This window comes from Bacillus sp. S4 (assembly GCF_040838205.1).
GTDB lineage: Bacteria > Bacillota > Bacilli > Bacillales > Bacillaceae_G > Bacillus_A > Bacillus_A cereus_U.
The window spans coordinates 21801-39217 of record NZ_JBFPJI010000013.1 but is presented as its reverse complement, the minus strand read 5'-3'; the positions used below and the strand labels follow the sequence as shown (position 1 = coordinate 39217).

Below are 17417 nucleotides of genomic sequence, written 5' to 3'. Positions count from 1 at the left end.
AAGTAGGGGATGGTATATATGACTTTAAAATATATGTGGGGATGGAAAGAAATTTTATATTTATTTGTTTTTGTATTTATTATTGTTCCAGTAACAATTGAATCCATTTTTTATAAATATGCTTTAAATCTATTAGGGAATTCATTATATGCTGGGGTTTTAATGGGATTTATTATGGCAGTTGTATTTACTTTTTTAGTTTATGTGTTTTGCATAAAAAGATATAACTTGTCGTGGGCAGATATTGGGATTCGGAAGCTTTCATGGAAAGATTACTTGTGGACATTTGTAGCGGTTATTTCTTTGATTGTAGTTAGTATTGGTGTATTAATGATAATGGAGAAAATGGGTATTTCCTTTGAAAATAGTAAAACGGATACGGTCCAAAATGATAAATCAATATATTCATTTTGTATCGCGGTAATTGGAGCGGCGGTTATATCACCAATATATGAAGAGATTTTATATCGGGGTGTTTTTTATACGTTTTTTCGAGATAGATATGGCATATGGGGCGGTGTGCTTATAAGTTCAATAATATTTACAGTTGTTCATATTCCCACATATAACACATTACCGGTGAATTTTTTAAGCGGAGTAGTATTTGCGTGGTTATATGAGAAAACAAATTCTATTTTATCGGCTATGATTGCCCACGCATTATTCAATTTCATAGCAGTACTTCTCACATTCATGTCGAATTAATTAGAGGGTACATATAGGAGGGAATAAATATGGAAATAGCTGTGGAACGAGTTTTTACAAATGAGATTTTAGCAGAAGCTGCAAAGATATTTAATGTGAAAGTAGAAGAAAAACCACTTGGTGATTTTGAGAATTATATTTTTAAGGCGAAGGGAAAAAATAATGAAGATTACGTATTACGCTTAACTCATTCTTCTCATCGCTCAAAAAAAGAGGTAGAGGCTGAACTAGATTTTTTACGATATGTTGCGGAGAACGGGGCAAAGGTAGCAGGTCCTCTTTACTCAATATCTCAAAATCTTGTAGAAGAAATCAGAGCGGAAGATGGCACTTTCTTTTTTGCGTCTTTATTTACATATGCAAAAGGCGAGCAAGCAAAAGGAGAAGAATCGCCTTATTGGGGAGATGCTTTCTTTGAAGCTTGGGGAAAAGCGATTGGACAACTGCACCGCCTTACAATGGATTATCCTAAAACAGACTACCGTGATACGTGGGAAGAGGATGAGAGTGCAATTGTTAGTGGATTAGAAGATGAGAAAGTGAAAGAGATTGCTGCTATATTAATAGATGAAATAAAGGCTCTTCCAATCGAAAGAGAAACGTTCGGCCTTATGCATGGCGATATTCATCCAGGCAATTTTCATTATGATGGAAAAGAGCTAACAATCTTTGATTTTGATGACGCTGCCTATAATTACTTCATTCATGATTTGGCAATGGTTCTTTATTACTCTGTTCTTTTTACACCGTGGACATTGGAGAAAAAGACGGAATTTGCTCGTAAACAGTTACAAGTGTTACGAAAAGGGTATGAATATGAGCACAGACTGGCGGATAGTTGCTATGAAGCGTTACCGTTATTTTTACGTCTACGTGATATTGGTTTATACGGTACGCTTCAAAAGAAGTTTAAAGGGAAAGATATGCCAGATTATTTTCGAGAATTAGCAGAACAACTCTATGAAAGAATTATAAAGAAGGAAGCAATTGTGAATATATAATACATTCATCTCAAAACAAAGTATGTAAAATAAATATATACTTTGTTTTTTTATACAAAAATATGTTTGTTTTATTAAAATAATATTGTCATAGATTCGGTTTGCATTATATAATTTTATGTATATTCTGAATATTCTTTACAAAAAGGAGGAGGAATGTTGGAAGCTATCGTAAGTTGGATAAATAATATTGTTTGGAGTCCGGCACTTGTCTATTTATGTTTAGGAGTAGGTCTATATTTTTCCATTCGAACGAGGTTTTTACAAGTAAGACATGTAGGAGAAATGGTGAAGCTTACATTTCAAGGAGAAAAGTCTGATGCGGGTGTTTCTTCTTTCCAAGCGTTAGCACTTTCATTATCAGGGCGCGTTGGAACGGGAAATATTGCCGGTGTTGCCACGGCTGTTGCCTTTGGTGGTCCAGGGGCTGTATTTTGGATGTGGGCGGTAGCCTTTCTAGGAGCCGGTTCTGCATATGTAGAATCGACGCTTGCACAAATATATAAGACGAAGCATCAAGGGCAATTCCGCGGTGGACCTGCTTATTACATTGAAAAAGGACTAGGTGTTAAATGGTACGCATTAGTGTTTGTTGCAGCGACAATTCTTGCAACAGGGATGCTGCTTCCAGGTGTTCAAGCGAATAGTATTGCTGTAAGTTTAGAAACAGCTTTTGGTATTAATACTTCCGTATCAGGAGCGGTATTAGTAGCGGCATTAGCACTTATTATATTTGGTGGAGTTAAGCGAATTGTTAACGTAGCGCAAGTTGTAGTGCCGTTTATGGCGCTTGGTTATATTTTAGTAGCTTGTGTAATTGTCGCTATGAATATTGAAAAATTACCAGACGCTTTCATGTTAATTTTAAAAAGTGCATTTGCATTAGAAGCAGCTTTTGGCGGGATTATTGGTTTAGCAATTTCTTGGGGGGTAAAACGTGGTATTTATTCAAATGAAGCAGGGCAAGGAACTGGGGCTCATGCAGCGGCAGCTGCTGAAGTATCGCATCCAGCTAAACAAGGATTAGTACAAGCATTTTCCGTTTACATTGATACATTATTTGTTTGTTCAGCAACAGCATTTATGATGATTATTACAGGCATGTATAACGTATTTGATGCAAGCGGAAAAAACTTTATCGTCAATAAATTAAATGGTGCACAGCCAGGTCCTGGTTATACACAGGCAGCGGTAGAATCTGTTTTCCCTGGATTTGGAAACGGTTTCGTCGCAATTTCTCTACTATTCTTCGCATTTACAACAATTATGGCTTATTACTACATTGCAGAAACAAATATAGCTTACTTAAACCGTGATAAAGACCGCCCTTGGATGTCTATCGTACTAAAGTTTGTATTCTTAGGAGTTGTATTCTACGGTTGTGTAAAAACAGCAGCAACAGCATGGGCTTTAGGAGATATTGGTGTAGGAATTATGGCATGGGTTAACATTATTGCGATTCTATTATTACAAAAACCGGCATTGATCGCATTAAAGGATTATGAAAAGCAGAAAAAAGAAGGAAAAGATCCAGTATTCGATCCGCAGCAGTTAGGAATTAAAAATGCTGATTTCTGGGAGCATGAATACGGGAAAGATAAAAAAGAAGAAGTATCTTAATAGAATAGGAATAAGAGAGCAAAGGGAAATCCCTTTGCTTTTTTTATGGACAAAATGTAGATGAAAGTTATTTTTTTGCCTATTTTTGAATATAAAAAGAATGTACATGCTTTGTTAGGGGAAGGGGGGAGTATGTTGATTGAGTTTCGTAAAGTTAATAAATATTACGGTAACTTTCAAGTTTTGAAAAATATTAATGTACAAGTGAAAAAAGGTGAAGTGGTAGTAGTTGTTGGCCCTTCGGGATCAGGAAAAAGCACGTTGCTGCGGTGTATAAATCAATTGGAGGCAATTACCGATGGAGAATTAATTGTACAAAATACGGAAGTACACAATGCGAAAACAAATATGAATGAATTGCGCCGAAATATTGGGATGGTCTTTCAACACTTTTATTTATACCCACATAAAACAGTTCTTCAAAATATTACACTAGCACCAATTAAAGTAAATAAAGTTTCCAAAGAAAAGGCGGAGCAAACAGCGATGTTTTATTTAGAGAAAGTGGGAATCCCGGAGAAAGCAGGTGTATATCCACATCAATTATCTGGTGGACAACAGCAAAGGGTGGCGATTGCTAGGGGGCTCGCGATGCAACCGGAAATTATGCTGTTTGATGAGCCTACGTCTGCTCTTGATCCAGAGATGATTGGGGAAGTGCTTGATGTTATGAAAGCGCTGGCTAAAGAAGGAATGACGATGGTTGTCGTCACACACGAGATGGGATTTGCACGTGAGGTAGCAGATAGGATTTTATTTATGGATGACGGTCAAATTATCGAAGATACAACACCAGCACAATTTTTTGCAAATCCTGAAAAAGAAAGAGCTCGTCTATTTTTAAGCCGAGTGTTAAATCATTAAAGGAGGAATTTCATGCTTAAAATGAAAAAGTTGTTTACTCTAATCGTATTCTCATGTTTATTCGTGCTTATTGTTGCTGGATGCGGGGGTAAAAAAGACGAGGCGAAAGAAACAAATACGAAACAAGGCGGAGTTGTTGAACAAATTAAGAAGCGCGGGAAATTAGTAGTCGGAGTGAAAAATGATACGAATTTATTTGGATTGAAAAACCCTTCAACAGGGCAGGTAGAAGGATTCGATATTGATATCGCGAAGGCGCTTGCGAAAAAAATTCTTGGTGATGAAAAGAAACTAGAGCTGAAAGAAGTAACGTCTAAAACACGTATTCCAATGCTGAAAAATGGTGATATTGATGCCATTATTGCGACAATGACAATTACGGAAGAGCGTAAAAAAGAAGTAGATTTTTCAGATGTATATTTTAAAGCGGGACAATCGTTACTTGTGAAAAAAGGAAGCAATATTAAAAGTATTGATGATGTGAAACAAGGCGTTAAAGTATTGGCTGTAAAAGGCTCAACGTCAACAAATAACATCCGTCAAAAATCACCAGAAGCAACAGTATTAGAGTTTGAGAATTATAGTGAGGCATTTACAGCGTTAAAAGCGGGTAAAGGCGATGTTTTAACGACAGATAATGCGATTCTTTATGGAATGGCAAAACAAGATTCTAATTATGAAGTTGTAGGGAAAATTTTCACGGATGAACCGTATGGAATTGCAGTGCGAAAAGGTGCAAACGATTTAACGAAAGAGATTAATAGTTTATTAAAAGATATGAAAGCGAATGGGGAATACGATAAATTGTATGGAAAATGGATCGGTCAAAAGCAAGAAAAATAGAATGAAACTTTAATAAGTGGGGAAGGGTTATCTCCTACTGATGATTAGCAGCCTATACCAATTGGGACAAATAGTAAGAGTGAGAGGATGAGGGATGCTCATCCTCTTCTTATAAAGAAAGAGGGGAGAATATGTGCCTGACTTTTCTATTTTGACGAATAATATTGATATGTATTTAGAAGGATTTAAATATACGGTAATGTCTAGTGTAGTTGCGCTAATAGGAAGTTTTGTTTTAGGAATTATTATGGCAGTGATGCGAATTTCACCTATTCGTATTTTGAATTGGATTGGCTCTGCCTATGTTGAGTTTGTTAGAAATATTCCACTCGTATTAATTGCATTCATTTTTTATTTTGCTTTGCCTGTAATAGGAATTACTTTCAACGGTGTTGTAGCAGGGACAGTTGCACTTACAGTTTATACAGCGGCTTTTATTGCGGAAGTAATTCGTGCTGGTATTTTATCAGTCGCGAAAGGTCAAATGGAAGCAGCGCGTTCTTCAGGATTAACTTATACGCAAGCGATGTATCATGTCGTCTTACCTCAAGCGATGAAAATCGTCATTCCTCCTCTAGGAAATCAATTTCTCAATTTAGTAAAAAACTCTTCAATACTCGGAATTATTGCTGGAACGGATTTAATGTATCAAGGAGACTTAATTTCGACGAAGACATTAGTTACGTTTGATGTATATATATTTGTCGGGATGTTTTATTTAGTATTAACAATTCCGCTAAGTATGCTAGTGCGTTATTTGGAAAGACGCTTGGCAAAGGAGGGGGTGTAAATGGATTTTCAAGGTGCTATTACAGGAGATCATATACTCTTTTTATTAAAAGGATTGCTTATCACGCTAGAAGTCGCTCTTGTAGCGATTGTCCTTAGTTTTATTATCGGTAGTGTAATAGGAACTTTGCGCTATACAAAAATACCCGTCATCTCACCAATACTAGGCTTTATCGTTGAAGTTATTCGAAATTTACCACTTCTTTTAATTATATTTTTTACGTATTTTGCACTTCCAGAGGCAGGTTTGAAGTTAGAAATTATAACAGCCGCAATTGTTGCTTTAACGATATTTGAAGCAGCAATGATATCTGAAATTGTTAGAAGTGGCTTATTATCTATCGACAAAGGACAAATTGAAGCGGCGCGCTCTTCAGGATTAACATATGTCCAAACGCTTTGGCACATTATTTTACCGCAAGCACTTAGAAGAATGGTTCCGCCGCTTGTTAGTCAATTTATTTCATTGTTAAAGGATACGTCATTAGCGGTTGTTATATCATTGCCAGAGCTTATGCATAATGCTCAAATTATTAGCGGGCAGAATGTAAATTATATGATTCCGACATTTATACTAGCAGCCTGTATGTATTTTGTTGTAAACTACGGTTTATCAATTTTATCTAGAAGATTAGAAATACGTTAACTCTTACAAAAAATGTAAGAGTTTTTTCCTTATAAATCCTTTTTTACCTCAAATTAGTATTGTAAGCTCTTAATAGTTGAATTTTTATATTGTTTTATCAGAAAAGTTTTAATTTTATATAGAAATTGTAACCGCTTTCGTGTATATTTTTATTATCAGAAAATTTTAACAAGATATAGGGGTACTTGTAGGGGAGGATTAAGATGCAGCAAACAACGAATGAGCAATTACATCGTACGATGAAGAGTAGACATTTATTTATGATCGCACTAGGTGGTGTAATCGGAACTGGTTTTTTTCTAGGTTCAGGTTATACCATTAATCAGGCTGGACCAGGGGGAGCCATCCTTTCATATTTAGTGGGCGGATTTATTATGTATTTAACAATGCTTTGTCTTGGAGAGCTAACGGTAGCAATGCCAGTTTCAGGATCTTTCCAAAAGTATGCGACGAAGTTTATTGGACCAGGAACTGGATTTATGATCGGCTGGCTATACTGGATTGGATGGGCAGTAACAGTAGGATTAGAATTAACATCGATCGGTTTAATGATGAAAAGATGGTTTCCGAATGTTGATGTTTGGGTGTGGTGTCTCGTATTCGGAGTTATTTTATATGCTTCAAATGCAATATCAGCGAAGAGTTATGCTGAATTAGAGTTTTGGTTCTCTAGTATTAAAGTAGTTACAATTATTGCATTCATTCTACTTGGTGGTAGCGCATTACTAGGATTTTTACCATACGACGGAAAAGAAGCAGCGCCTCTTTTCTCTAACTTTGTAAGTGATGGTGGGCTATTCCCAAATGGACTAGCTGCAGTGCTTCTTACGATGATTACAGTTAACTTTTCCTTCCAAGGAACAGAGTTAATCGGGATTGCAGCAGGAGAGAGTCAGAATCCTGAAAAAACAATTCCACGTGCAATTCGTAATACAGTATGGCGCATTATGTTATTCTTCATTTTAACAATGACAATTTTAGTAGGGTTAATTTCTTGGAAAGAAGCAGGGATAATTGAAAGTCCATTCGTAGTTGTATTTGATAAAATCGGTATCCCATATGCAGCTGATATTATGAACTTCGTTATTATTACAGCTCTTCTATCTGTAGCGAACTCAGGGTTATATGCAGCAACGCGTATACTATGGTCACTTGCAAATGAAGGAATGGCACCAACTTCTTTCAAGAAAGTAAATAAACGTGGTATTCCGATTACAGCGTTAGTCGTAACAATTGCTGTTGCGGCGTTATCTTTATTAACAAGTTTCCTTGCAGAAGATACAGTATATATGTACTTATTATCTATAGCTGGTTTATCTGCTGTTTCAAGTTGGATCATTATTGCTTTATCACAACTTCGCTTTAGAAGTCAGTATTTAAAAGGTGGAGGAAAATTAGAGGACTTAAAGTATAGAACACCACTATACCCGCTTGTTCCAATTTTAGCTTTAATTACAAATAGTATCGTTGTTATTAGTTTAGCGTTTATTCCAGAGCAACGAATGGCGTTATATTGTGGTATTCCATTTATCATTTTCTGCTACATATATTATTATATGAGTAAGAAGCGGAAGAAACCGATGAAAGTGGAGATGGAAGCAAAGTATGAAAATAAAAATTAAGCATGATGATATAGAGGCAGATTTATCGTATGGTTCATTGGCGATAGGGAAAGAAAACGGGTATTCACCGTTACAATTACTCGTTTCTTCTATTGCAGGGTGTAGTGCAATTGTTTTTCGAACGATTTTAGAAAAGAAACGCATTACATACGATACGTTTACAATTGAAACTGAAATTGGTAGAAGTGAAGCTCTATCAAAACCAGTTGAAAGTGTTCATTTGCACTATAAAATTAAAGCGCAAAACATTACAGAAGAGCAATTAGACAAGGCACTGCAACTTGCAGTAAAGAATTGTACGATTGTTCAATCTGTAAAAGATAGTATAAAAGTTACGGAAACAATTGAATTAATAAAGTGAAACATAAAAACGTGAGAATAGGGCGCTCACGTTTTTATGTTTTTAGCAGAGGGGGAAGCATGATGGAATGTTTAGGTTGTAAATTAGCAAATGAAGAAGAAATTATATATAAAGTGTATGAAGATGATTATGTAACTTGTTTTTTAGATCATGTACCTTTCTATGCGGGACATACTTTAATTGTTCCAAAGCAGCATGTTTTAGAAGTAGACGAATTAGATGATTGTGTAGCAAAAGCGATTATGGATGCTTCTAAGCTTATTTCAAAGGCTATTAAATTACTGTATAAACCAGACGGAGTTACAATTTGTCAAAATGGTGGAATTTTTAACGAATTAACTCATTATCACATGCATGTTGTACCGAGATATAAAGAGCGTTCGTTTGCTGAGTTTTATACGGTACAATCGGGAGAAAAGAAGAATTATAATTTTGAAGAGACACAGAATTGGTTAAAAGAAGCGATAGAGCAAATACTGCTTACTAAAAAGGCGTAAGAGGGATGTTCTTACGCTTTTTAGTCTTCATACATATTTAAAATCTCTTTCGCACGTATACGTAAACCATCTATTAATTCTTTCGGTTCTAAAACTTGTGCATCTTTTCCAAGCCGATAAAATAGAGGCGTAATAAAATTAATTTCACCTTTATCAATTGTTGAATTTATATATCCTGTCCCATCTTCGTTTACTACCACGAATTCTTCAAGGTAAGGAACGCTTTTACATTGGCGCACGCCTTCTGTCGTTAATAAAACATGTAATTGGATAGGAGTGTGTACTACGTTAGAGTTAGATTCGAACCATTCTTCTAAATTCATGAACGTATCTTTATTTTCTTCTGTTGATAATATAGAAAGAATACGATCAACGCGATACAGTAATATTTTTTTGCTGCTGAAGTCATAGGATGGTAAGTACCATAGCCCATCATGAGTATATACACCGATAGGATGAACATATTTTATTTTTATCCCTGATTTAGATTCGTATTGAAAGTGTAAATTTTTATTTTCAATAGCCGCGGTTAATACTTCGTTTAAAAGAGGTGTATCAATTGTTCTCTTCGGATTCCAAAAAGAGATATAAGATCGTATTTTATCAACTTTCGCTTTCGCATCATGTTGTAGGGAGCTATACAGTTTATGCGTAACGGAATTGATTTCTGTGTTAAAAGGCAAGTCTCTGTAGTAGCTTAAAGACTGAAAAGCAAAAAAGATGGATACTGCTTCTTCTTCGGTAAATAAAATAGGGGGAATGACTTTATTCGTTAATACTTTATATCCTCCGTTACGACCTTGTTCTGCATAAATAGGTAATCCCATATCACTTAAATCTAAAATGTATCTATGGACAGTACGAACGGAAATATTAAATTCATCAGCTATTTCCTGAGCTGTAAATGTTTTTTTCGCAGAAGCGAATATAAGAATATCTAATAAGCGTTTAGCTTTTGACAAATGTATCACCTTTTTCTTTTTAAACATGACATAAATTGTCGTGTTTTACTGTTAGTATATTGTTTATATCATAATGTTATCAAGATGAGGTGTAAGGAGGAAAAGAGATGTCACGTGAAGTTGTTTTATTTATAGCCGCTAGTTTGGATGGATATATTGCGAAAGAAAATGATGATTTAGAGTGGTTAATGGAAACCGAAGGAGAGGGAGATAACGGTTATACAGAAATGTATGAAACGATTGATACAATAATTATGGGGAAAAGAACGTACGATTATGTAGTAGAGCATACGGAAACATTCCCGTACTTGGATAAAGCGTGTTATGTTTTTTCTGGTTCAGAAAAAGGTTCAAACGGAAACGTGGAGTTTGTAAATGAAGATGTAGTGGAGTTTACAAAAAGGTTAAAAGCACAGGAAGGATCTAAAATATGGATGGTCGGTGGAGGGAGTTTACTGAAAGAGTTCTTTAAGAATAATCTAATTGATGAATATATCGTTACGATTACACCGCATATATTAGGTTCTGGAGTTCCTTTATTTCAAGACAAGAATCCAGAAATTAATTTAACTTTAACGGATACGAAACGTTTTGGGCAATTTGTAAATTTATATTATAAGGAAAAGAAATAGCATACTAATGAACGGACCAAATTACATCTGATTTGGTCTGTTCTTATTCTTAGTTATATTAAGGTTTATCTGTCCTTAACATATCAATTAGTATAAGGAACATATTGATTTGGATAATTCAAAAGGAAAATTGTAATTTTATGTTGAAATGAACATGGAAAGTATAAAGAGATGTACTTAGATTACTAAGGTGGTTGTCTTGAACAAAGGGAGTGAAGAATTGGATGAAAAGAAACTATTAAAATTAATTTTAGAAATTCAAGAGCTACAAGATTTTGGGGAAGATTTTGAACATAAACTCATTTTATTTGAAAATAGTGTTCCTTATCCAAATGCAAAAGAATTATTTTTTGCCGATTACGGTGCAGAATATATTGTAAAAAGAGCTATTAATCATAAAAATATAAAGTTAGGTGAGTTAAATAAAGAAGAGTTAGTTACCTTGGTTCAAAAACTTATGGATACGGAAGGAGAAGAATGGGAACAGGCAATTTGGTTGGACATGGTTGAATCGTCTGTTATTGACCCTAAAATAGGTGATTATATTTTCTGGGGCGATGACGAATTAACCGCCAGAGAAATTATAGATAAAGCATTGGCTTATAAACCATTAAAATTATAAAGTGTGTTGCTTTAAGTAGAATTAAAGATTTATTTTAGAATAGATTGTGTAAAATTAAGAGGTTTAGAAATTTGTTTAAGTTTTGTCTTTAATTTGATTTAAGCTAAAGGAGAATTTAGTTCAATAAGACAATAAAAGACGCCCAGAGTTTTTGAACTCTGGGCGTTTTCATATGCTAATTATGATGTGATTTTGTAAATCAAAACTGAACTTGTTAATTGATGATAGTTGTATTTCTATATAGATGGCAATGAAATGATAAAGCAAGACCCATGATCGACTTCGCTCGTTACAGTAATATTCCCGCCGTGTAGTTCTACAATTTCTTTCACGATAGATAGTCCTAAACCAGTTCCGCCTGTAGCTCTAGAGCGCGCTTTATCAACACGGTAAAAGCGGTCGAAAATGTGAGGGAGGTCTTCAGGGGGAATACCTTCTCCCTTGTCCTCAATTTTGATGGAAATATGTTTATGTTCTTCTGTAACAGAAATATTAATATGAGAATGTTCTTTTGAATGTCTATACGCGTTATTTAAAATGTTAGCCATAACTTGTTCAAAGCGTTGCTCATCTAGCTTTACTAAGAGTGAGAGAGGACATGTGAAAACAACTTTAATTTGTTTTTCTCCATACATCACATTTATTTTTTCAGTGATGCGAGTAAGGAAAGTGTGTAAATGCACTTCTTTTACTTGAATGAAAAAGTTATGCTTTTCCATTTGAGCGAGTGAAAATAAATCTTGAACTAAGTTTGTAATATAATCAGATTCGTCTTTTATAATGGATAAGTATTGTAAACGTTGCTCAGGAGGTGTATTTTCTTTTAATGCAATGTCAGCATAACCTCTTACGTACGTTAAAGGTGTTCGTAATTCATGAGCAACACTTGCTAGAAATTCACTTCTTTCTGTTTTCATATAATGTAAATCATTTGCTAGAGTTTGGATAGATTCTGCTAGTTCACCAATTTCGTCATTTCGAGTAGTCGTTAATGAAACTGATAAATCGCCCTTACTCATTTTTTCAGTCGCTTGTTTCATGTGTAACAATGGTTTTGTTAATAAACGTGATAATAGAAAAATGGTGATGGCTGTTAATAGAAAAGTAATGACTCCGGCGATAATGAATTGTCTTGTTAGCCCGTTAACCATTTCTTCGATTGATTCCGTTCCGAGAAACATATATACATAGCCTTCCGTTTTTCCTGCCACTACAATTGGACTAACTGTACATATATAATTAGATGTTTTCCAATGATTCTCTATAATCGCTCCATCATGATCTGTTCGTGTTTGCATTCCTTCAATATGGTTTTTTATAGTAGTATTTATTTCATTGGATTTAGCTAGTACTTCTTTATTTGCATTTGTAATAATAACAGTTGTTTCAGCTTCGGATTCCATTAAAGCAACATGGGAGATTGTTTGCTTATCAAAATACTTTTCAAGGACATCTCGGTGACTATTTCCACGCTTTAATAAAGCAGTCATTTCTTCATTTACTCTAGTGTTCACAAGGCTATAATAGAGCAAGACAAATAGAACACTTTCGATTAAAAGTGTAACAATTAGAAAATAAAATCCGAGTTGAATAGAAATTCGCTTCATCGCTTTGCTCCTTAATCTAGGGTATCAATCCATCGATACCCTACTCCGTAAACAGTTTTTAAATGGTGATCAATAGGGAAATTTACTTTTCGTAATTTATCACGTAAATTACGAATATGTGAATCGACTGTTCTATCTTCTGTATTTGTATTCAATCCCCAAATTCGTTCAATGAGCTGATCACGGCTTAATACGTAGTTCACATGACGTAAAAATAATCCGAGTAAAGAGAATTCGATTGGAGTGAGAAGAAGTTCTTCATTATAGACAGAAATGAAATGCTTGGCCTCATCCCATAAAATGCCTTGATATTGGATTTGCGCGTGTTGATTTGTTCGCCTTAAAACAGCTTCAATTCTTGCGAAAAGCTCCTCTTCATGGAAAGGTTTCGTCACGTAATCATCCGCTCCAAGTTTTAACCCTTGGATGACATCTACCGTTTGATCACGAGCAGTTACCATAATGATTGGAACGTTACTAAATGATCGAATTCTTTTGCACGTTTCCCACCCGTCCATCTTTGGCATCATAATATCGAGTAAAACAAATTTGAAGTTTCGATTTTCTATATGTGAAATAGCTTCTTCTCCGGACACTGCACATACGCAGTTGTATCCGATTGGAGTAAGATAAAGTGATAATAATTCAAGCATTCTCGGTTCATCATCTACAAGTAGTATATCGATCATAGAGTACCTCCGCATTTGTAGTTATTACTTAAATTGTAAGTCAAAATCATGAAGAAATGGTGCAGATTATAATGCATCTGCATAATTTCTTCAGAATTGCTTGTTATTGTAAAGTTGAAATTCCATTTTAGGTAATAATATTGGCTCGAAAACGATTAATACGGAGGCGATATAGTGAAAAAGATGACCCGAATTCTTGGGATAACAATAATTACGGTAGCTGGTCTTGCGGCGTGTGGACAAACGAACACAGATCATAAAAATCATGAATCTACAAAAGAGAAGAAAACAGAGCAAAAGGAAATGAAAATGAATCAGGAGGTAACTGCGCCGAAAGAAATGAATGCCGGGGCATCAGATGATTTATTAACGACAAGTTTAAAAAATGTAACGAGATTAAATACAAATGATCCTCTGCAAATGGCAGTATTAACTTCGCAAACAATATGGCCAGCAACGCATAAAGAGAATCAGCCAGGTGCTGTTATTTTAGTGCCAGTAAGCGAGTGGCAATTAGGTATTGCAAGTGCAGATCTTATTCATCATCCGAATAACGGACCAATTTTATTTATAGAAAAAGAAGTGGTACCCGAAATGACATTAAAAGAAATAAAAAGATTAAATCCGCCCGGAACGAAAGATGGAACGCAAATTATGGTGATGGGGGATGTAGGTGCATCTACCCTTGAGCAATTAAAAGAATATAAAGTAAAGCAAATAAAAGAAACGGACCCAGCTAAATTTGCTAAAGATGTCGATAAAGAATATGCCACTATAGCAGGAGATTATCCAAATAGCGTTATTATCGGTTCGTCTGAAGAAGAAGGACGTTTATATACAACACCAGCTGTAAATTGGATTTCTCATATGCCAGAACCACTTTTATATGTAGAAAAGGATAAGGTGCCAGAAGCGACAATAGAGGCATTAAAGGTAAGAAAAAATAAAGCGAATATATATGTGTTAGGACCAGAGAAAATCATTTCAAAAGAAGTAGAAAAAGAGTTAAATAAATACGGAAAAGTAACACGGATTAGTGGAGAGACCCCAACAGAAAATTCGATTGCGTTTGCGAAATTTAAAGATGAAAAAACGAAATTTGGCTGGGGGTTCACAAAACCTGGTCACGGTTTGTCGTTTGTTTCGAGTAAAACACCAGACTTAGCAATTGCGGGAGCACCGTTTTCACATATGGGTAAACATGCCCCTGTTGTTTTGCTTGAGGAAGGAAGAGCTTCACAACCAGTTTATGACTTCCTTGCTACTATTCAGCCGAAGTTTAAAGATGATCCAACACTTGGACCGTATAACCATGGTTTCCTATTAGGAAGTACTAGTGATATTTCATTTGAAACACAAGGTATATTGGATGAGAGGTTAGAAATTGTTCAGGAAAGTGGTCAAGGTCACGGTGGACATTAATGAAATGAGAAAAGACGCTGCTAAGGTAGCGTCTTTTCTTTAGGAAACTTTTACGTAGCACAAAATCTTCTACTCGTTATATAATAGCCTTCGTGCAGTCGGCCCTGATTTTCTTACGGAGAAAATCAAATGATAAAAGAGTAGAGGAGTGTTACTTTGTTTCAAACTATAAAAAATGAATGGTTCTCAAATGTGAGAGGGGACGTGCTATCGGGGATTGTTGTTGCTTTAGCATTAATTCGCTGAAGCGATAGCTTTTTCTGTTATTGCAGGTGTAGATCCGACGGTTGGATTGTACGCGGCCTTTTGTATTGCGGTTACAATTTCGTTTGTCGGCGGAAGACCAGGGATGATCTCGGCGGCAACGGGTGCGATGGCATTATTAATGGTCACTCTTGTGAAGGATCACGGTTTGCAATATTTATTTGCTGTGACAATAGTAACAGGTATTGTTCAAATTATTTTTGGAGTGTTCAAGCTGAGCTCATTTATGAAGTTTGTTCCTAAATCCGTTATGAGTGGTTTTTTAAATTCACTTGGAATTTTAGTTTTTACAGCGCAATTGCCGCATTTTAAAAATGCAACTTGGCAAATGTATGCACTTGTCGCATTAGGACTTGCAATTATATATTTATTTCCACGTATTACGACGGCTGTTCCGTCTACACTTATTTCAATTATTATTGTGACAAGCATTGCACTTATGAGCGGATTACAGTTAAAAACAGTAGGGGATATGGGAAGCTTACCGAAAGAATTACCGTTCTTTAGTATTCCTGATGTTCCATTTACACTTGAGACATTAGCAATTATTTTACCGTATTCAGTTATGCTAGCGGTTATAGGTTTACTAGAGTCATTATTAACGGCGTCGGTTTTAGACGATATGACACATACGGAAAGTAATAAGCATAAAGAGGCACGTGGACAAGGGATTGCGAACGTTGTTGCTGGTTTCTTCGGAGGAATGGCAGGATGTGCAATGATTGGACAATCTGTTATTAACATTAAATCAGGTGGTCGCGGGAGATTATCGACGTTTGTAGCCGGTGGTTTTTTAATCGTATTGCTATTTGTTTTAGGTGATTACGTTGTTCATATTCCGATGGCAGCTTTAGTTGCAGTTATGATTATGGTTTCGATTGGGACGTTTGATTGGAACTCTGTAGCGACGATTCATAAAGTACCAAAAGGAAACGCATTTATTATGATCGTAACAGTTGTGATTGTCCTAATTACACATAATTTAGGATTAGGTGTAATTATCGGAACGATAATTAGTGCAGTTTTATTTGCATTCAATATGGCAAAGATTCACGTGAAACATTTGTATATTGAAAATAAGAAAATATACGAAATTCACGGCCAACTATTCTTCGCATCTACGGCAGAGTATATAAATGCTTTTTCATACAATGAAGATGTGAAAGAAATTGAGATGAACTTTACTAACGCACACGTATGGGATGATTCAGCAGTAGCGGCAATTGATAAAGTTATCATGAAATATGAACAGAACGGTGTGAAAGTAAGGATCACAGGGTTAAATGAACGTAGCTCGAAGCTCGTTGCGAATTTAGCTACTTATAATAAGAGAATTGCTAGTTAGAAGCCTCCTTTTTAGGGGGCTTTATTATATAATACGGGTAGGATAACGAAAAGGGGATTCAGCATATGTACAAACAAATTTTATTAGCATGCGATGGTTCTGAACATGCACTTCGAGCAGCCGAGCATGCAACATATATTGCGAAATTTAACGAAGAAACACATGTTGAAGTTGTGTACGTAGTAGATAATAGAACGGCAAAGTCAGATATTATACAAGGACAAACGGATTTAGAAACAATATCAGCTAGTCGAAAAGATAAATTAAAAGAGATTGAGGGTTTATTAAAGAAAGAGAACATTTCCTACAAAATTACGATTCTACATGGCGATCCAGGAGATACGATTGTTCAATATGTAAATACAGGAGATATAGATCTTGTTATTGCTGGGAGTAGAGGGCTAAATACACTGCAAGAGATGGTGCTTGGTAGTGTAAGTCATAAAATAGCAAAGCGTGTGAAATGCCCGATTATGATTATAAAATAAATTGAGTGAGATAGTCTGTATTGTAAGCAAGACCTTGATATAATTCGAGGTCTTTTTTGATGTATAGAGGGGGAGATTATGGCCATACTAGATATAAGTTTAGAGGGAAATTGTTAACTTACAAATTTGTAAGTTAGTTGTCAGTAAAATCGATGTTATGAAATTTTTTCCATTGATAAAATAAGAATATCAAAGGGGATATAGGGAGGATGGAAGGTATGAAATCATTTCAAAATTTGTCTTATAGCCAAGGAGTAAGTTTAATTTGTTTAGGTGGATTTGCTGGATCTGTTATGTTAGCTGTTTTAATAAAGATGTTTCAGCAAATGTTTTAATCGTATGAATAGAAAATAGAAGGGAATTGATTAATATAAATAGCAAGAGAAGAACGATAAATAAAAAATAGCTCTTAGCATGTAAGTAAATGCTGAGAGCTAT

The 17417-nt window shown here is 35.3% G+C and carries 18 protein-coding genes and 1 pseudogene; 16 read left to right on the top strand and 3 right to left on the bottom strand.

The annotated features are described in order from the left end of the window. The first annotated feature begins 18 nt into the window (after positions 1-18). The 10 genes from AB3X48_RS03680 to AB3X48_RS03635 all read left to right on the top strand — a co-directional run bounded on the left by AB3X48_RS03680 (position 19) and on the right by AB3X48_RS03635 (position 8948). Positions 19-705, top strand: coding sequence for a CPBP family intramembrane glutamic endopeptidase (locus AB3X48_RS03680; protein ID WP_002159308.1), 687 nt, complete (start codon positions 19-21; stop codon positions 703-705). Between the two features lie 29 nt (positions 706-734). Continuing rightward, positions 735-1706 carry a phosphotransferase enzyme family protein gene (locus AB3X48_RS03675; protein WP_367958824.1) on the top strand — a complete coding sequence of 324 codons (972 nt, stop codon included), beginning with the start codon at positions 735-737 and terminating at the stop codon, positions 1704-1706. A gap of 159 nt (positions 1707-1865) precedes the next feature. Further along, positions 1866-3326: an alanine/glycine:cation symporter family protein gene (locus AB3X48_RS03670; protein ID WP_033714570.1), complete on the top strand. Its 1461-nt coding sequence runs from the start codon at positions 1866-1868 to the stop codon at positions 3324-3326. Positions 3327-3386: 60 nt separating this feature from the next. Next, complete coding sequence (locus AB3X48_RS03665; protein ID WP_016103528.1) at positions 3387-4190, top strand: amino acid ABC transporter ATP-binding protein; 804 nt, start codon at positions 3387-3389, stop codon at positions 4188-4190. Between the two features lie 12 nt (positions 4191-4202). Next, entirely contained in the window at positions 4203-5033 is an 831-nt protein-coding gene (gene glnH, locus AB3X48_RS03660; RefSeq protein ID WP_002159304.1) for a glutamine ABC transporter substrate-binding protein GlnH, read from the top strand. Positions 5034-5166: 133 nt separating this feature from the next. Beyond that, positions 5167-5823, top strand: coding sequence for an amino acid ABC transporter permease (locus AB3X48_RS03655; protein WP_016103529.1), 657 nt, complete (start codon positions 5167-5169; stop codon positions 5821-5823). Continuing rightward, entirely contained in the window at positions 5824-6468 is a 645-nt protein-coding gene (locus AB3X48_RS03650; RefSeq protein WP_016103530.1) for an amino acid ABC transporter permease, read from the top strand. 203 nt (positions 6469-6671) lie between these two features. Beyond that, the gene (locus AB3X48_RS03645; protein ID WP_002029755.1) at positions 6672-8090 is read left to right on the top strand and encodes an amino acid permease; all 1419 of its coding nucleotides are present in this window, start codon (positions 6672-6674) and stop codon (positions 8088-8090) included. After that, complete coding sequence (locus tag AB3X48_RS03640) at positions 8074-8451, top strand: OsmC family protein (RefSeq protein ID WP_002159300.1); 378 nt, start codon at positions 8074-8076, stop codon at positions 8449-8451. The genes AB3X48_RS03645 and AB3X48_RS03640 overlap by 17 nt, the downstream gene beginning before the upstream one ends. Beyond that, complete coding sequence (locus AB3X48_RS03635) at positions 8448-8948, top strand: HIT family protein (RefSeq protein WP_229183338.1); 501 nt, start codon at positions 8448-8450, stop codon at positions 8946-8948. The genes AB3X48_RS03640 and AB3X48_RS03635 overlap by 4 nt, the downstream gene beginning before the upstream one ends. A 20-nt stretch (positions 8949-8968) precedes the next feature. Here AB3X48_RS03635 and AB3X48_RS03630 read toward each other — a convergent pair whose 3' ends face one another. Beyond that, positions 8969-9937, bottom strand: a complete 969-nt coding sequence (locus AB3X48_RS03630) for a helix-turn-helix transcriptional regulator (RefSeq protein ID WP_033714571.1) — start codon at positions 9935-9937, stop codon at positions 8969-8971. An 80-nt stretch (positions 9938-10017) separates the two neighbouring features. On the opposite strand from AB3X48_RS03630, the gene AB3X48_RS03625 reads away from it, so the two are divergent. Further along, positions 10018-10542 carry a dihydrofolate reductase family protein gene (locus tag AB3X48_RS03625; protein ID WP_016103533.1) on the top strand — a complete coding sequence of 175 codons (525 nt, stop codon included), beginning with the start codon at positions 10018-10020 and terminating at the stop codon, positions 10540-10542. A gap of 199 nt (positions 10543-10741) precedes the next feature. Next, entirely contained in the window at positions 10742-11164 is a 423-nt protein-coding gene (locus tag AB3X48_RS03620; protein WP_016103534.1) for a hypothetical protein, read from the top strand. A 236-nt stretch (positions 11165-11400) separates the two neighbouring features. Here the strand turns inward: AB3X48_RS03620 and AB3X48_RS03615 are convergent, their stop codons facing one another. Together AB3X48_RS03615 and AB3X48_RS03610 are read right to left on the bottom strand one after the other, a co-directional pair. Further along, positions 11401-12771, bottom strand: a complete 1371-nt coding sequence (locus AB3X48_RS03615; RefSeq protein ID WP_016103535.1) for a sensor histidine kinase — start codon at positions 12769-12771, stop codon at positions 11401-11403. 11 nt (positions 12772-12782) lie between these two features. Beyond that, on the bottom strand, positions 12783-13460 hold the full coding sequence (locus AB3X48_RS03610; protein ID WP_016103536.1) for a response regulator transcription factor: 678 nt from the start codon (positions 13458-13460) through the stop codon (positions 12783-12785). Between the two features lie 174 nt (positions 13461-13634). On the opposite strand from AB3X48_RS03610, the gene AB3X48_RS03605 reads away from it, so the two are divergent. The 4 genes and pseudogenes from AB3X48_RS03605 (at position 13635) to AB3X48_RS03590 (ending at position 17314) form a co-directional block, all read left to right on the top strand. Then, positions 13635-14882: a lipoprotein gene (locus tag AB3X48_RS03605; RefSeq protein ID WP_016103537.1), complete on the top strand. Its 1248-nt coding sequence runs from the start codon at positions 13635-13637 to the stop codon at positions 14880-14882. 156 nt (positions 14883-15038) lie between these two features. After that, positions 15039-16491: pseudogene (locus AB3X48_RS03600) on the top strand (SulP family inorganic anion transporter). Between the two features lie 65 nt (positions 16492-16556). Next, a complete protein-coding gene (locus tag AB3X48_RS03595; RefSeq protein ID WP_002114109.1) occupies positions 16557-16979 on the top strand; it encodes a universal stress protein in 423 nt (140 codons plus the stop codon). Between the two features lie 218 nt (positions 16980-17197). Then, positions 17198-17314 carry a DUF4027 family protein gene (locus AB3X48_RS03590; protein WP_002125236.1) on the top strand — a complete coding sequence of 39 codons (117 nt, stop codon included), beginning with the start codon at positions 17198-17200 and terminating at the stop codon, positions 17312-17314. Positions 17315-17417: the final 103 nt, after the last annotated feature.

Coding starts and splice junctions, on each gene's coding strand:
- AB3X48_RS03650 (WP_016103530.1), top strand. CDS start 5,824: ATGGATTTTCAAGGTGCTATTACAGGAGATCATATACTCTTTTTATTA.
- AB3X48_RS03680 (WP_002159308.1), top strand. CDS start 19: ATGACTTTAAAATATATGTGGGGATGGAAAGAAATTTTATATTTATTT.
- AB3X48_RS03675 (WP_367958824.1), top strand. CDS start 735: ATGGAAATAGCTGTGGAACGAGTTTTTACAAATGAGATTTTAGCAGAA.
- AB3X48_RS03665 (WP_016103528.1), top strand. CDS start 3,387: ATGAAAGTTATTTTTTTGCCTATTTTTGAATATAAAAAGAATGTACAT.
- AB3X48_RS03645 (WP_002029755.1), top strand. CDS start 6,672: ATGCAGCAAACAACGAATGAGCAATTACATCGTACGATGAAGAGTAGA.
- AB3X48_RS03615 (WP_016103535.1), bottom strand. CDS start 12,771: ATGAAGCGAATTTCTATTCAACTCGGATTTTATTTTCTAATTGTTACA.
- AB3X48_RS03595 (WP_002114109.1), top strand. CDS start 16,557: ATGTACAAACAAATTTTATTAGCATGCGATGGTTCTGAACATGCACTT.
- AB3X48_RS03610 (WP_016103536.1), bottom strand. CDS start 13,460: ATGATCGATATACTACTTGTAGATGATGAACCGAGAATGCTTGAATTA.
- AB3X48_RS03640 (WP_002159300.1), top strand. CDS start 8,074: ATGAAAATAAAAATTAAGCATGATGATATAGAGGCAGATTTATCGTAT.
- AB3X48_RS03630 (WP_033714571.1), bottom strand. CDS start 9,937: ATGTTTAAAAAGAAAAAGGTGATACATTTGTCAAAAGCTAAACGCTTA.
- glnH (WP_002159304.1), top strand. CDS start 4,203: ATGCTTAAAATGAAAAAGTTGTTTACTCTAATCGTATTCTCATGTTTA.
- AB3X48_RS03590 (WP_002125236.1), top strand. CDS start 17,198: ATGAAATCATTTCAAAATTTGTCTTATAGCCAAGGAGTAAGTTTAATT.
- AB3X48_RS03625 (WP_016103533.1), top strand. CDS start 10,018: ATGTCACGTGAAGTTGTTTTATTTATAGCCGCTAGTTTGGATGGATAT.